General features: G+C 68.4%; 14 protein-coding genes and 1 pseudogene. 5 read left to right on the top strand and 10 right to left on the bottom strand.

Features of this window, described 5'->3' with window-relative positions:
* Positions 1–158: 158 nt before the first annotated feature.
* The 5 genes and pseudogenes from AMO33_RS28430 to AMO33_RS28410 form a co-directional block, all read right to left on the bottom strand.
* On the bottom strand, positions 159–1112 hold the full coding sequence (locus tag AMO33_RS28430) for a tyrosine-type recombinase/integrase (RefSeq protein ID WP_060594881.1): 954 nt from the start codon (positions 1110–1112) through the stop codon (positions 159–161).
* A gap of 130 nt (positions 1113–1242) precedes the next feature.
* Positions 1243–2244: an alkylmercury lyase family protein gene (locus AMO33_RS28425; RefSeq protein ID WP_006438313.1), complete on the bottom strand. Its 1002-nt coding sequence runs from the start codon at positions 2242–2244 to the stop codon at positions 1243–1245.
* Entirely contained in the window at positions 2241–2642 is a 402-nt protein-coding gene (locus tag AMO33_RS28420) for a MerR family transcriptional regulator (protein ID WP_006438312.1), read from the bottom strand. Before AMO33_RS28420 ends, AMO33_RS28425 begins: the two co-directional genes overlap by 4 nt.
* Before the next feature lie 91 nt (positions 2643–2733).
* A pseudogene (locus AMO33_RS28415) lies at positions 2734–5747 on the bottom strand (Tn3 family transposase).
* 526 nt (positions 5748–6273) lie between these two features.
* A complete protein-coding gene (locus AMO33_RS28410) occupies positions 6274–7752 on the bottom strand; it encodes a hypothetical protein (protein ID WP_159033825.1) in 1479 nt (492 codons plus the stop codon).
* Positions 7753–7834: 82 nt separating this feature from the next.
* Here AMO33_RS28410 and AMO33_RS28405 point away from each other — a divergent pair, with 82 nt between their 5' ends.
* Positions 7835–8224 (top strand): hypothetical protein, encoded by a 390-nt coding sequence (locus tag AMO33_RS28405; protein WP_060594879.1) that lies wholly within the window; start codon positions 7835–7837, stop codon positions 8222–8224.
* Positions 8225–8311: 87 nt separating this feature from the next.
* Here the strand turns inward: AMO33_RS28405 and AMO33_RS31825 are convergent, their stop codons facing one another.
* Positions 8312–8584, bottom strand: a complete 273-nt coding sequence (locus AMO33_RS31825) for a hypothetical protein (RefSeq protein ID WP_139337630.1) — start codon at positions 8582–8584, stop codon at positions 8312–8314.
* Positions 8585–8818: 234 nt separating this feature from the next.
* Here AMO33_RS31825 and AMO33_RS28395 point away from each other — a divergent pair, with 234 nt between their 5' ends.
* The 3 genes from AMO33_RS28395 to AMO33_RS32380 all read left to right on the top strand — a co-directional run bounded on the left by AMO33_RS28395 (position 8819) and on the right by AMO33_RS32380 (position 10445).
* Complete coding sequence (locus AMO33_RS28395) at positions 8819–9679, top strand: TIGR02391 family protein (protein WP_060594877.1); 861 nt, start codon at positions 8819–8821, stop codon at positions 9677–9679.
* 144 nt (positions 9680–9823) lie between these two features.
* Positions 9824–10189, top strand: coding sequence for a hypothetical protein (locus AMO33_RS31820; protein WP_139337628.1), 366 nt, complete (start codon positions 9824–9826; stop codon positions 10187–10189).
* 73 nt (positions 10190–10262) lie between these two features.
* A complete protein-coding gene (locus tag AMO33_RS32380; RefSeq protein ID WP_076574248.1) occupies positions 10263–10445 on the top strand; it encodes a DUF6011 domain-containing protein in 183 nt (60 codons plus the stop codon).
* A gap of 192 nt (positions 10446–10637) precedes the next feature.
* Here AMO33_RS32380 and AMO33_RS28385 read toward each other — a convergent pair whose 3' ends face one another.
* From AMO33_RS28385 to AMO33_RS28375, 3 genes are all read right to left on the bottom strand, one after another.
* Positions 10638–11318 (bottom strand): hypothetical protein, encoded by a 681-nt coding sequence (locus tag AMO33_RS28385; protein WP_060594875.1) that lies wholly within the window; start codon positions 11316–11318, stop codon positions 10638–10640.
* 193 nt (positions 11319–11511) lie between these two features.
* The gene (locus AMO33_RS28380; protein WP_060594874.1) at positions 11512–11811 is read right to left on the bottom strand and encodes a hypothetical protein; all 300 of its coding nucleotides are present in this window, start codon (positions 11809–11811) and stop codon (positions 11512–11514) included.
* Positions 11808–12206, bottom strand: a complete 399-nt coding sequence (locus AMO33_RS28375) for a hypothetical protein (protein WP_139337627.1) — start codon at positions 12204–12206, stop codon at positions 11808–11810. The genes AMO33_RS28380 and AMO33_RS28375 overlap by 4 nt, the downstream gene beginning before the upstream one ends.
* Before the next feature lie 12 nt (positions 12207–12218).
* Here AMO33_RS28375 and AMO33_RS31815 point away from each other — a divergent pair, with 12 nt between their 5' ends.
* Complete coding sequence (locus AMO33_RS31815) at positions 12219–12452, top strand: hypothetical protein (RefSeq protein ID WP_139337626.1); 234 nt, start codon at positions 12219–12221, stop codon at positions 12450–12452.
* A gap of 111 nt (positions 12453–12563) precedes the next feature.
* Here the strand turns inward: AMO33_RS31815 and AMO33_RS28370 are convergent, their stop codons facing one another.
* A complete protein-coding gene (locus AMO33_RS28370; RefSeq protein ID WP_060595327.1) occupies positions 12564–13214 on the bottom strand; it encodes a hypothetical protein in 651 nt (216 codons plus the stop codon).
* Positions 13215–13379 lie beyond the last annotated feature (165 nt).

The raw sequence follows: 13379 nt of genomic DNA, 5'->3' as shown, positions 1-13379 counted from the left end.
GAAGTCACAGGATTCTGATCAAGACCAGCGTTGGCGCGCTGGCGGGAAGGCACGCCCGTGCTCACGGTAGTAGGGGTCCCGGCAGTAATGGCGCAAAAAACAACGAGGTTCGCGTAGCGCCTGGTCCGGGTAGACGGACGAGTCGTTGTTGGTGGCCGCTATCGGTGGCCGCGGTCGGGACCGAGGAGGCTGGTGATGCCGCGCATGGCCGCCGGTGAGGGTTTGAAGTAGCGGCGCAGGTTGTCGGGTTTGCGGTGGCGGGACTTGGCCATTAGCTCGAGCAGGCTGGCTCCGGCCTCGCCGAGATGCGTCAGGCCAGAATGCCGGAGTTCGTGCAGGTCCCAGCCGGTGCCGGGTCCGTTGGTGGCGGTGGCGGCATCGAGCAGGGCGCGGGCCTGGCCGTAGGACAACCTGGCCAGGCCGGTGTGGGGGCAGATGTCGCGGTCGGCGACGGCTTTGCGGGGTCCGGGTCGGCGGTGGGTGACGAACAGCGGTCCGCGGGTGCGGCCCTTGGTGAGGCGTGGCAGGAGCCGGGCGGTACCCGCGTCCCAGTACACGAGCTCGTGCGCGTACTCGTGATGGGCGGCGCCGCGGCGGCGGGTGCGGGGCTTGGCGCCCTTGGACTTCACCGGGCAGCACCGCCCGGCCAGGTCGAGGTCTTCGATGTTGACCTGGAGCAGTTCCTCGGTGCGGGCGCATGTTTCGTAGAGCATCCGCCACAGCGTCTTATCCCGCAGGTCGATGTCGCGGCGGGTGATGAGCCGGTCGATCGCGGTGCGCGAGCGCACCGGGGTGGCCGAGTCCGGCGGGGTGGAGCGTTTCACCCACGCGGGGACCGCCGGGGCGAGGTGTCCGTGCTCGCGGCACCACGCCAGCCAAGACGCGACCGCGGCGCGGCGGGCGTTCCAGGTGTTGACCGCCGCCTCGCCCCACAAAGTTTCCAGGGTTTCGCCGATCTCGTCGTCGGCGACATTGGCCAGCGGCCGGGCCTCGCCGAGCCTGGCGGTGGTCTTATCGACGGCGATGGCGTAGGAGCGGCGGGTGTTCGGGGAGCGGATCGAGTCGAGGAAGCCGTCGCCGGCGGCGCGGACGGTGATCCCGGACGACAACATTGTGACCTCCCTGGCCTGCTTGCCACAGATAACAGGGCCGCTTCGCGCACCGCCGGAGCGGAGTCGTCGCAGGCCGGGTTTCATGGTGCCACAGATAACAGGGTGTTATCCGTGGCACGCCCGGGTGCGGTCAGCTGTGCAGCAGGTGCCCGAAAATGGTGGTGCCGAGGTGGTGGGCGTCGGGGAGTTCGACGATAACGCCGCCGATGCCGGGGTGGGTGTCTGCCCAGCCCTGGGCGCTGGCGCGGTCGGTGAAGAAGTTGAGGTAGTGGCAGCAGGTGTCGGCGGACGGGCCTGGGCCGGCCTGTGCGCCGACGAAGACGACCGTGGTGGCCGGGTCGGCGGTGACGTGCCCGCCGTCAACGGTGACCGTGATCGGGTCGGCGGTCACCGGGTCGGCGGAGGTGATCGTCACCGGCGTGTCGAGCATCGCGGCCATACCGAGCGCGTCGACCGCGCACATGGCCGAAACCGTGGCTCCACCAGCGATCCGGACTCGATGCGGCGTCGGTGTGGCCGAGAATGGATACGCCGCCGCGATGCTCCCGGTCGCGTCGAGGCGGACGATGTCGGCGTCGTGCAGGCGGCGCAGTAGCTGCTCGACCGGCACGTCGGGCCCGGCGGCCATCTCGGTCAGATCGTCACCGGTCGGCGCCTGCCCATCGGTGGCGAAGGCACGCAGGATCGCCTGGTGCACAGCCTTTTCGGTGGGGTCTGCCGGTTGCGCGGCGGCGCGCCAGGCGCGGAGCACTGTTGCCGGAGATTCGGCGGCGGGTGGGGTGCAGCATGAGGATGCGGTGTCGTCCCCGAGTGCCGCGGTGCCGTCCGGGACGAGCCGCAACGCGGCGCGCAACGCGGCGACCGAGGGTGCGCCGTCGAGCCGCCCGGTGTCGGAGGGGTAGAGGCGGCACGACAGGCTCGGGACCTGGCCCGGCGTTGCGAACGGGTCGCAGCCGTCGACCAGCAGGGTGGGTGATCCGGTCATACCCGCGGTGGCGGCCCGGCCGGGATCGTCAATCACACGGCGGGTGATCTCGAGCTGCACCGGCTGGCCGGCGGTCGCCTGCCGGATGCGCTGTTCGAGTACCGCCACGTTGGGGCAGTCGGGGACCTGGAGGATTTCCAGTTTCACGGGTGGTCTCCTTCGTGCAGCGAGGTCAGGATCGGACAGGACCGGCGGTTGCGGGGCAGCTCGCACGTCGCGATCAACTCTGCCAGCGAGCCGCGCATGCGCTGCAGGTCCGCGATACGCCGTTCCAGCTCGGCAACCCTCGACTCGGCCAGTGCGCGGGCGGTGTCGCAGTCGTCGGGGCCGCCGTCGGCCAGCCGCAGCAGTTCGGCGACCTCGTCGAGGGTGAACCCCAGCTCCTGGGATCGTTTGACGAACCTGACCACCGCGACCGCCTCGTCGGGGTAGCTGCGGTAGCCTGCCGGGGACCGCGCCGGTCGCGCGAGCAGACCACGGCGCTCGTAATAGCGCAGGGTCTGCGCGTTGATCCCCGCCCTGGCTGCCAGCTCACCGGTCCGCATGCACACATTCTCAACCCTGTACCCGAGTACAGGGTCAAGGCCGCGCAGCCGCCGGATCCTCTCGGCTGGGTGTCTCTCGGTTTCCCCCGGGTCAGAACAGGGTGTCGCGCACGCGCAGCGGCCGGTACCCGGTGGGGCCGAGCTGGGCGAGTTCGGCGTCGATGTCGACCTCGATGGCGCCGAAGAAGTTGATGTTCTCGCTGTGGGCCGGGGAGATGTGCGTCAGCACCTCGTCGTCGATGCGCCGCCCGGCCCGCCGCATCTGTTCGGTCGCCAGACCGTAATACTCTGTGGTCCAGGCGATGACGGCGTTGGTCGCCAACGTGAGGCACCATGCCTGTTCGGTCTGTCCCTCCAGGTGCCTCGCGCGCACGGTTCCTTCATGCGCGTAGAGCAGGTCGCGGCGGAGCGCGTGCAGGGATTCGCCCTTGTTGAGCTGGCGGGAGATCTTGCGTCGATAGCCCGGGTCGGACAGATACCGGGCGGCGTAGATCGTGCGCCGCAGCGCCCCGTACTCCTTGAGCGCCGCCGCGAGGGCGTTCTGCCGGCCCGACGCCGACAGCTTGCCGACCAGCAGCGACGCGGTGGCGTGCCCGAACTTCAGCGACCCGGCCAGCCGGAGCAGGTCGTCGTAGTGCTCGGCGATCAGATCGAGATTGCACCGCCGGGTCAAAAGCGGGCCCGCGTGCGGGAACGCGGACTCGACCTGGGCTCGCGGCGCCGCCCGGTACAGGGTGATCCGGCCCAGGTCCCGGATGCGGGGCGAGAGCTGCAACCCGAGCAGGTCGAACAGCCCGAAGTTCACCAGGGTGACGCCGTGCGTGTCGGTCGCATGCTCGGTGATCGGCAGATCCGTTGCATTGCCGAGGATTTCGTCCAGCACGTAGTGAGCTTCACGTCTCGTCGCGACGATGACCTTCGTGCCGTAGGTGGCGTGCTGATCGGTGACATGGGTATACGTGCTCAGTCCTTCGTTCGCGAAATAGCGGCTCAACGCTCTGGCGGTGACCGATTTGCCACGGGTCGGGAACCGCTGCCCATCACTGGAGGACAGGGTGCCGGGGCCCCGAAGATCGGGGTCAGCGGCAGGCGTTGGTGGTAGTCGATGATCGTCAGGTTCGCCGCCCGCAGCGTCTCCTCCCGCACATACCACTCCGAAGTCCAGGCCAGGATGTCGTAGGAGATGCCGGAGGCCTCCGCCATACGGGTGAGACCCAGGTTGGTGGAGTAGGCCAGCAGCACCGCGATGAGGTTGCGCTTCAACTCCGGGGTGCGGGACTGCTTACCGCCGGCGTGGGTGAAGCAGTCCAGGTAGCCGGTGCGTTTGTCCAGCTCGATCAACAGCGACACGATCGGCGCGAACGGCAGCATCTCCGTCAACTCCTGCTTCAACGCCACCGCTTCGGCCGGAACGTCTTCTGCCGACAGCGGCGAGACCACCAGGTCACCGGCCTCATCGAGACGGACCGGGCCGTCGCCGTCGGCGAGCACCTTCTCCAACTCGCTCATAGCGTCGTGCAGCTCGTCGGTGGCGGTCGCCAGGGCGCGGGCCGGATCAGCGGACTTGCCGACCAGGCGGCAGAACTCGTCACGCTGCGGCTCCCACGCCTGCGGGGTCAGCAGGTAAGCGGCCGGGTCGGCGTAGCGGCGCGACCCCGGCACGAACACGTCGCCGCTGCGCAACCCGTCCCGCAGCCCCAGCAGCACGCACAGCTCCCAGTAGTGCCGATAGGCGGTGGTGTTGCCGGCTTTGCGGGCCTCGTCGAGGTAGCCGCGCCACTTCGTCGGCACGAACCCCGTCGGCGCGTCGTCGGGCACCTTGCGGGTACCGGTCGCATTCAGCTCCCGCAGCATGTGCACCCCGATCAGCAGCTCGATCGCCGCGGTGCCGCCGGCGAACCGGACTGTCGACAGCACCTGCGGGGTGAACTGCCGCAGATAGGAGTACGAGCTGTCCAGAGCGGCCAGGTGCCCGTGATCGCGCGGCAGCCGAGGTTTGGCCTGCGCGACCGCGGCCCGCAACCGCTCCCATCCGATCCGATCGCCCCGGATCAGGCCGCCGATCTCCTCGTCAGGGATCTGCGTGTCGGTGATGATGGCCAGCAAGTCGTCGAGCAACCCCTGCCGATCCTCTCCGGCCTTACCGCGCTCGGCGAGCTCGTCGCGCATCCGGCGTTCGGCTTTGCTCAACCTGGCCGAGATCGCCTGATCGAACAGCTGCACCACCTCGTCGAGCACATCGGTGGCCGACTGAGCCAACACCGTGAGCAGGATCGGGTAGCGGCGTTGCGGATCCCGGCGTTCCAAGGCTTGGCCCGTCAAGCGTCGGCCCACAGTCGCCAGGAACCGCCGCCGCTCCGCCGGCAGCACCGACATATCCAGCTCATCCGCGCCCAGGTTGCGCAGGAACACCAGCTTCTCGACCTCGGCCTTCACCGCGGTCGCCGACGCCTCCACCGGGCCGGTCGACAACCACCGCAACCGCGACATCCCGATAGACGGGTCGGCGACCAGCAACGCATCCAGTTCCTTACACCGCTGCGGCGTGAACTCGCGCGCCAACCGGTCATAGGTCTCCCGCTGCGCCTGCGTGCGAGCATGCGCGACCCGGCGGACCACCGTGTCCGGGCCCGGCCGGATCACCCGCGCCGAGATCAGGTACTCACACGCCAGCCGGAACAACAGCGTCGGCGAATCGTGCTCCATCGCCCGCGCCAGAAGGAACTCATCCAGCTCCTTCAACTCCATCGACCCGGCAGGCCGCCACCCCAGATACTGGGCCACCAGCCGCACATGCTCGGTCCGCGTCTGCGCCCGCTTGCCATACGAACGAAGCTGCACCGCATCGACATTCAGCTGATCCGCCAACCGGGCCACCGCCACCGGCGGCGCCGACGACACCTTGTCCGGCACGAACCCCAGCCACGGCAAGGTGCACAACGCCACCGCCAGGCCCAGACGGACCGCAGGGCCCCTGCCCTGCGGAGCAACGAACGCCAGATCCGCCGGGGTCAGCGTGAAGTACCGGAACAACTCCTCACGACTGATCTCCGGGAACTCCCGCAGGCGCTGCAACTCCTCGTCCGCGAATACCCGCGTCGCCACGAACCCCAGCCTCCAAAACGCCGACCAACCTCATCGGCAGCCAAGCCAAGCACCAACCACCCCGGCCCCAGCAGCCCGAACCGAGAAATCACCGCCGACCAGGCGCTACGCGAACCTCGTTGTTTTTTGCGCCATTACTACCGGGACCCCGAGTCCTACCGCACATAGTTTCGCGAGTCGACCACTGGCTGCTCGGCCGCTTCTCCAGCTCGGCCGCCGCGATGCCGCACATAGTGTGCGGCTATTTGCGGCAACGTCTTACCGTGACTTTTGTCGCCGATGTTCCCCGACCCCCTGCTGGGCGGCACGCGCAGGGTGAAGTCCACTGAGCCATTCGGTCAGCCGAACCCGGCCGTGCCGGGCCGCGAGGCACGCCCGGCGCAGGTCGGTCTCTCAGCCCTCCAACGGACGCAGGCGATATACTCAGGGTGCCTTAGCGGGCACGCCGTAATGGCAGAAAGTCAGACGTCGGATACGGATCGACGGACATACCGGTCCGCATCCGACCATCTGATTCACCGCGTGATCAGGGCCTGTGATCAGCGGATCGTGGCAGGAGCCTCTGTCTGGCGCGTTCGAGCCGGACGACCACTTCCTCGAGGTCTACATCTCCGCTCCACTCCTGGGGCATGGCCGCGCAGAGGAGCCGCACCTCGGCGGGGGTGATCAGCGGCAGTAAGTCTGCGACCTGGTCGGGGGAGATGACGTACAGGTCCCCGAACATGTGTGGGAGCTCGACGGTGTCGCCGAGCTCGGCCTGGAGTTGTTGCGCGGCCCGCTCGACTTCGGGGTCGTAGGTGTCGGCGGCCTTTCGGACCCCGCCGTAGTCGAGGATGCGCCGCCGGGTGAGCAGCACCGTGTGGCGCTGCCGATTCGCGCCGCGGACCCGGGCCGAAACGGTCTCACCGAGGGCCGGTACTTCATCGCGGTCGTTGAGCAGCACGTGTGCCCAGGGAAGGACTCCCCGCACATCCCCGTGTACGGCCAGGTGCAGACCGTTGGCGGCGACATGGATCACCTCACCCTGGACGATGCCGCGAATCTGGTGGAGCCGCTCGATCTGCTCCCAGATCTGCTCACACCGGTATCGGCGCACCGACAGTTCGGCGACGTAGCCGTCGGTCTCCCTCAGAAAGGACGCGGTGATTCCCGCACCCGGCACCAGGTGGCCGCGCAGGTCGGCATCGCGTGCGGCGTTGATCTCGAAGCACGGCACGAACCCCTGGATCCCGCCGCTGGTGACGAGGTGGATGCCTTCGGCTTGAACGCTGGTGACGATGCCGTCGACAACATCCCCGAACCGCAGTTGACGCAGCCGCGCCCGCGCGTCGACCACACGCGGGGGCAGCAGGCGCCGTTGCCGTGCCGCCGCAGCCCGCCGGTCACGTTTGCTCGCACCGGCAGCATCGTGCGTCGTCGGCGCGATGGGTTCCGGTGCTGGCTCGACCGGCTGAGGCAACGGCGGCAGAGATTCGTCCTCGGTCTGGTCCTGCCGACCCGGTGACAGCGGTGGCGGTGGCGATGGTGGGTCGTTGCGCGGCTGCCGGGGTGTGGCGATGGCGTCGGCGTGCAGGGTCTTCCAGAACCCTTCGTCAGGGTTGCGCGGCGGCAGCAGCTCCCGGTGTATCACCCGGACCACGGCCCACAGATGCGGCCACTTCGGCACCGTGCCCTTGTTGATCCAGTTGTTGATGGCACGGCGGGTCCTGATCGGCACGGGCAAGGGTTTGGGCCTGGCCGGCGGCAAGCCCCCGGCGGTCCTGGCCGCCTGGATCCGACGGAACTCCTCGCGGTGGTCGGCGTTCAACACCTCGTTGGCCATGTCGACCAAATCGGTTTCGGTGACCCGGCGACCAAGCAGATCTCGCAGCGTCCGCAGCTCCCGCGACAGGGTCTCCCGCCCGTTGGAGTGCTCCATCCAGATACCCACCTTTCGCGACGCTGCCGCACGGCTGCCGCTGCGGCTCAACATGTTGCCCGAGCCGCGGATCCCGTGAGCAGCCATTGAGGCACGCGCCCGCCTCCAGCGTGCCTCCCGCGCGCCTCCGACGAGCATTTTCGCAGGTCAGAGTGCGCATGGTGGTTGCATGCCTAGTTCGAAGAACCGTCGCAGAGACGGCAAAAATCCGCGCCCCGACCAGGCGGCGGGGCCGCGGCTGCAGCCCGCGGCCGGATGCGAAAAATGCCACGCACCCGGCTACCCGGCACTCGCGCGCACCGATACCGCACCGCTGCGCCTGCTCGAGGTCGCCACCGCCGCCAGCGGGGACCCGGCCGGGTCCGCGCACGAGACGGACCCCGCTGGTGGCGCACCGGTGGCGGTGATGGTCGCGGACCTGGTCGCCCTCGCGCTGATCCTGACCACGTTCGTGGCGATCGTGCTGTGCGCCAGCCCCAGCGCCGCGGTCATCTCCGCCCTCGGCGCCGCGATCGCGGTCGCCTTCCGGGCCTGGCGCAAGCGCGCGAACGCCCGCTGACATCGAACCGAGGCTCGCGGACGGCGGTACACCGCCGTCCGCACGGGACCCGGAAGCTGCTCGCGCAGCCGAACATCGCCGGCCACATCAGGACGGCAGGCCGACCTCCGGCGGGGCCGGTGCGGGCAGGCCACCGTCGAACCGGCGATCCCCTCGGCGCCCTGCGGCGCGTGGCGGGGGCGGGGTGCCGCCGGGGCGGGACCGTGCGAGCGGTTTCGGTCCCGGCCCCGGCGGTTCGTGGTCGTCGCCGGCCGTGGACTCGAGGACGACGTGCTCACCGGTCACGCTCGCCAGGGCGTCGCGGACCGCGTTGGCGCAGTCCCAGCAGGTCGGGACTTCCTGCTGGGTGGCGCCACTCACCGCACACAGGATCCAGCCCTGGCGATGCGCACACAGCATCCGATCACTCCAGTCATCAGCAGAGGTCGCTGCGCGCCAACCATATCGGGACCGACGCGGATGTCGGCCCCGAATCCAGTTGGGCTGCGGGCCGGGGTTCTGATCTGCTCTCGGCCTAGTCGCCCAGGAGGATCCGTTCTGCAACAGCCGCTTCGTCCAGCCAAAACTATGATGGTTTCGCTCACCGGAAGAGGCATGATCGTGGGCACCATGGACGCAGCACAAGATCCTGACTACCTGCGCACCACCCAAGACGCGGTGCGCGAGTTCCGGAGCGAGTTTCGAGAGTTCCTCGCGTTACATGTTCCGAACGAGTCCGCATTCGGTCGCGGGCTAGTTCCCGCTGTCACGCGGCGTAATGATGTCGCTCCCGAGCGGGTGACCGAAGTCGCGGAGCGAGTCGCCGAGGCCGCAGGCCGTGCTCGGCGGGCTGCACGCCTCACCGGTGTCGTGTTCGCCGTCGAGGGCAGTTCCCACACTATCGACCCGATCGCCGCGTGGTCCTCTGTCTCTCAGCCCAAACCCGTGCTGGAACCGGAGAATGTGCTGATCGCCTGCGGACAGATCATCGGTGCGCTCGACGAGATGATCGAGGCAGCAAAGGTAGAGCAGCCGCGCCCGGCCGGTCCCGCCGGCATGCACCCCACGGTTTGGGGTGCGGCTCGACCTCTGTGGAATGACGGGCACTATCGCGAGGCAGTAGCTGCGGCTGCAGAGGCGCTGGTCGACAAGGTGAAGACCCTCGTCAAACGTCGGGACATCGCAGAAACCCCGCTGTGGCAGCAGGCGTTCTCCAACGCACCTGCCAAACCAGGAGAGATCCGTCTGCGCTGGCCGGGTGAACCTGATGACCGCGATGTTAAGTCGATGAACGACGGGCTGAGGCAATTCGCGCCCGGCGCCCAGATGACAATTCGGAACAGCGCAGCCCACTCGACGGAGAAGATGTCCGAGCAGGACGCACTCGAACGGCTCGGAGCCCTGAGCCTGCTCGCCAGATGGGTCGACACCTGTGATCGAGTCGAAGCGCCGCAGATCGAAACCGGTCAGACCTAAGGCCGTCGGCGCGCCTGGCGAGTCACTGCCCGGACCGAGCCGGGCGGTGACGAACTTGCCGGGCAACCACGATTGGCCGGGTGGCCTGCCGAGTGCTCGTGAAAATCGCTGTGTAAGTGCGCACTGGCACGCGAGGATAGCCAGATGACCTCTGACGCAACTGATACCGCCAGCACCGATCCGACGCCGAGCGGACCTGTCCGCTACTCGCTCACGATCGTCATCTCTCACGAGACCGACGAGGTCGTCACCATCACGGTGAACGGGTTGACAGCTCCTCGAATCGGTGAGCGTTTGTACTTCGAGGTCCCGCAGTTGCCGCTGTCAGTGAAGGTCGTCGACGTCGCGCACTGGTTCTACGCACCCGCGAACGATCCGGATCATCGCGAGACTGTCGTGACCGCGGTTCCTCACGACGTGGACATGCCGGTCGCCAGGAAGCTGCTTGACAACGAGGTCCTGGAACAGTGGTGCACCTATCTCCCCTCGGTCGGACCCTCGCGCAAGTAGGTGCTCTAGCACGGATCTGTCGGTGCCCCATGTCACGCTTTCTCTGCATCGCGCTCGGAGGTGAGGGGTATGCATGCCCAGATCTGAGGATCGTCCAGAGGTCAGACTCGTGGCACACTGCCGCCGCTGCCGGGGTTGGCTTCTGTCCGCGAAGTCGATTGCAGACGGCATTGGCCCAACCTGTGCGATCCGCGAGCGCGCCGAGCATCGCGCTGCGGCCGCAGTCGAGCTGACACTGTTCGACTTTGCTGCGTGAACACCTGCCCAGGGCATCTACCTGGGGAAATAGATTGTGATGCGATCAGCAGAACTCGGCAATAAAACGCACGGAAACAGTGTTATGGTGTACGTGAGCAAGGAACTGGTGTTCCCGACCTAGGTCGCGATAGCTGGTCTGGCCCTCGGTGTAGCTACGGCAGCCGGGGGCTGCTCCGTATCTGAGGCCGCTTCAGTCGACGGGGTTCACGAAGTGCACGTGATCCCTGACCACCTCGAACAGTGTCTTCGTCTCGTCGGAATGGGTGAGCGAGCGGCGATAGGCCGAAGAGACCAGGTCCGGAAGCCACAGCAGCCGCTCCACCGCTGGTGAGGTCTGCAGCAGCCGGGTCGGCTGCGGGATCTGCTTCTCCGCGATCAGCTCCTTGTGGTTGAGCTTGTCCTTGGAGCGGAAGTTTTGCTGGTTGCGTTCCTCCAGCACGAACAGATCCACCGGATCCCATGCGTTGGCGCGGCCGGCGGCCAGCTCGATCGCCAGGCCCCGGTAGCACGCGCGGCGTGCTATCTCTCCGTCATGATCGCCACCGTCGACAGGGACCTGGAACGCGATGATGCAGGTCTCGGGTCCTTCGCCGAGGAATTCGAGCATGTCGCGGGTCCTGGCGCGGCCGTCGTCGTCCATCAGTGCCTTGGTGGTGTGCCACCAGGTGCTATCGGCGATCTCGACCAGGCCTTCGCGCAGCTCGTCCATCTGGTCGAACTCCACAACCACGGCGGTGAAGATGTAGAACGTCTCTGCTGGCGCGACTACCGGATCCGGGACCTGGTACGACTCGTCGAGGAAGGCTACCGGCCCGCGGCTACGTCGGTAGGCGTCATCCACGATGGCGCGTTTCGCCGCGTTCTGATCCACCGAGCAATCCTAGAACTGCCTGCAGACAGGGCCGCTGTGATCCCCAGCAGACAGCTCGCCAATACAGAAGGGGCAGCGCGAATTTCCGTGCAAGCAGCCCCTCAGTGGCCTACAGCACCTGAGACCATAGCTGAGCCCTCACCCGAATTCCGCTCCGGGTGAGGGCCCAGTCTTTCGACCGGTCAAGGTGCGGCTACAGCTCCTCGATGCCGGTGGTCGCGTCGGCGAAGTAGCGGACCGCGCCGGAGCTGGTGACCCGCTTGCGCCAGTCCCCCACCCGCGCGTACCCGGCCACGCTCAGCGCCCGGTCGAGGGCGTCCAGGCTGGCCACGACCTCGCCGTCGAGGCGCACCGACTCCCACCAGGACGCGACGGTGCGCCCGTGGAAGGTGCCGGTCTCGGCGTCGTAGTAGACCTCGCAGGAGTAGAGGTCGGCGGCGGCGTCCCCGTCGTCGAGGCGCGCGATCACATACAGGTCGACCAGCTCGGTCATCGCCCGACCTCCGCCGAGCTCACCGGCCGCTGGGCCGGGGTCCGTCGGGGTTGCGCGGGTGAGGCGGTCTTCTCGGCGCCCTCGCGGGCGGCGGCCTGGTGGCCGATGCGCGGGCTGCGTCCGCCCCGGGTGGCGGCGACGGCCTGGCGCTGGGCCAGGCGGTCATCGCGCTGAGCGACCACAGCGGCGGTGCGCGACTCCCAGCCGCGGCGGCGCTGGTCGGCGACCTGCCCCAGCTCGGCCGAGCGGGCCGCGCTGGCGTTGACCGCACCGCGGAGCTGCTGTTTGGTCTCGGCGTCGATGCCGGTGCCGGCCAGACTGCGGCCCAGCGCCGCGCGCTGGACGAGGAACTGCTCGCGGGCGAGCTTGACGCCCTGGGTCATGCCGCTGGCCACGGTGTAGACGGTGTGGCCGAGCTCGCGTGCGGCGTCGCGGGCCGCGGCGGCGGCCTGGGCGGGCACCGCGGCCTGGTGGTCGGTGAGGACCTGCTCGACCGCGCCGGTGAGCTCGCGCCGGACCGCGGACGCGGCGGTGCTGGTGCGCAGGTCGGCCCGTCCGCGATCGCCCGATACAGCGACTTCACCCGCGAGTACATCGCCCGCATCCGCGATGGCAAGGGGCCCAAAGACATTCGGGGGTAGCCCGCGGTGACGCCAGCCGCCGAACTCGGCCTGGCAGGTGAGTCCGGTGTCGCCGAACCGTCGACCTTTCGCTTACAAGGCGAATGGTTCGGCGGGACGGCCTTCGGCCCGTTAGGGCAGCTGCGCCCATGCGGGCAGGGGTTCTTCCAGGTAGAGCAGGATGCGGATCCAGGCGGCCAGTACCAGGGCTGCGGCGATGCTGTAGGCGCCGGCGGCGATGCGGACCTGCGCGTCCCAGCCGTGGTGGTGCCAGGTGTTCCAGACCGCGTAGGCGGTGAAGCCGAACAGCACGCAGCCGATGCCCATGTAGGTCACCAGGGTCTGCACCTTGAGCAGGATCGGTTGCCGGTCGAGGTCCATCACCTGCCGGGCACGGGCGCCGCCGAGTTCGTGGGAGGCGACGCCGAGCATCGGGAGTTTCGTGGCCGAATGCAGGCGAACTTCCAGGATGCGGATGGACTGGTTGCGGGTCAGGACCGCGCCCATGATCAGCACGTGGAAGGCAGCGACCATCCACAGCGGCACCGGCAACAGGACCGGCCACATCGCAGCGGCTTTGACGTCTTTCCACGCGGTCACGACCAAGCCCAGGTATGCGACTGCACCGGCGATGAGGGTCAGCGCCGAGGTGTTGTGCTGGGACTGATCGGCCCGATCGGCCTGGTAGAGCGCAGCCAAAGCGGTCACCTCGACCGCGTCGACCGGCGGCAGGCCCGCCGGGCCCGGCGAGCCTGCGCTCGGCGGCGGAACGGGTGCTCCCATACTGTCCCCCGGGAAGATCAGGGCGAGCTCTGCCCGCCGTCACCGCCCAGGATAGAGGCAGCGCATCCGCGGCCGATGTGTTTCACCGGACCCGCCCAGGCGCCACACGAAGGGCCGTCACACCTGGCATCGTGGCTCGACGCAGGGGCGTCCGAGCGGGACCGC

Source organism: Nocardia farcinica, assembly GCF_001182745.1.
GTDB classification, from domain to species: Bacteria; Actinomycetota; Actinomycetes; order Mycobacteriales; family Mycobacteriaceae; genus Nocardia; species Nocardia farcinica.
The sequence above is the reverse complement of the archived record's forward strand: the minus strand, read 5'-3'. Positions and strand labels throughout refer to the sequence as shown.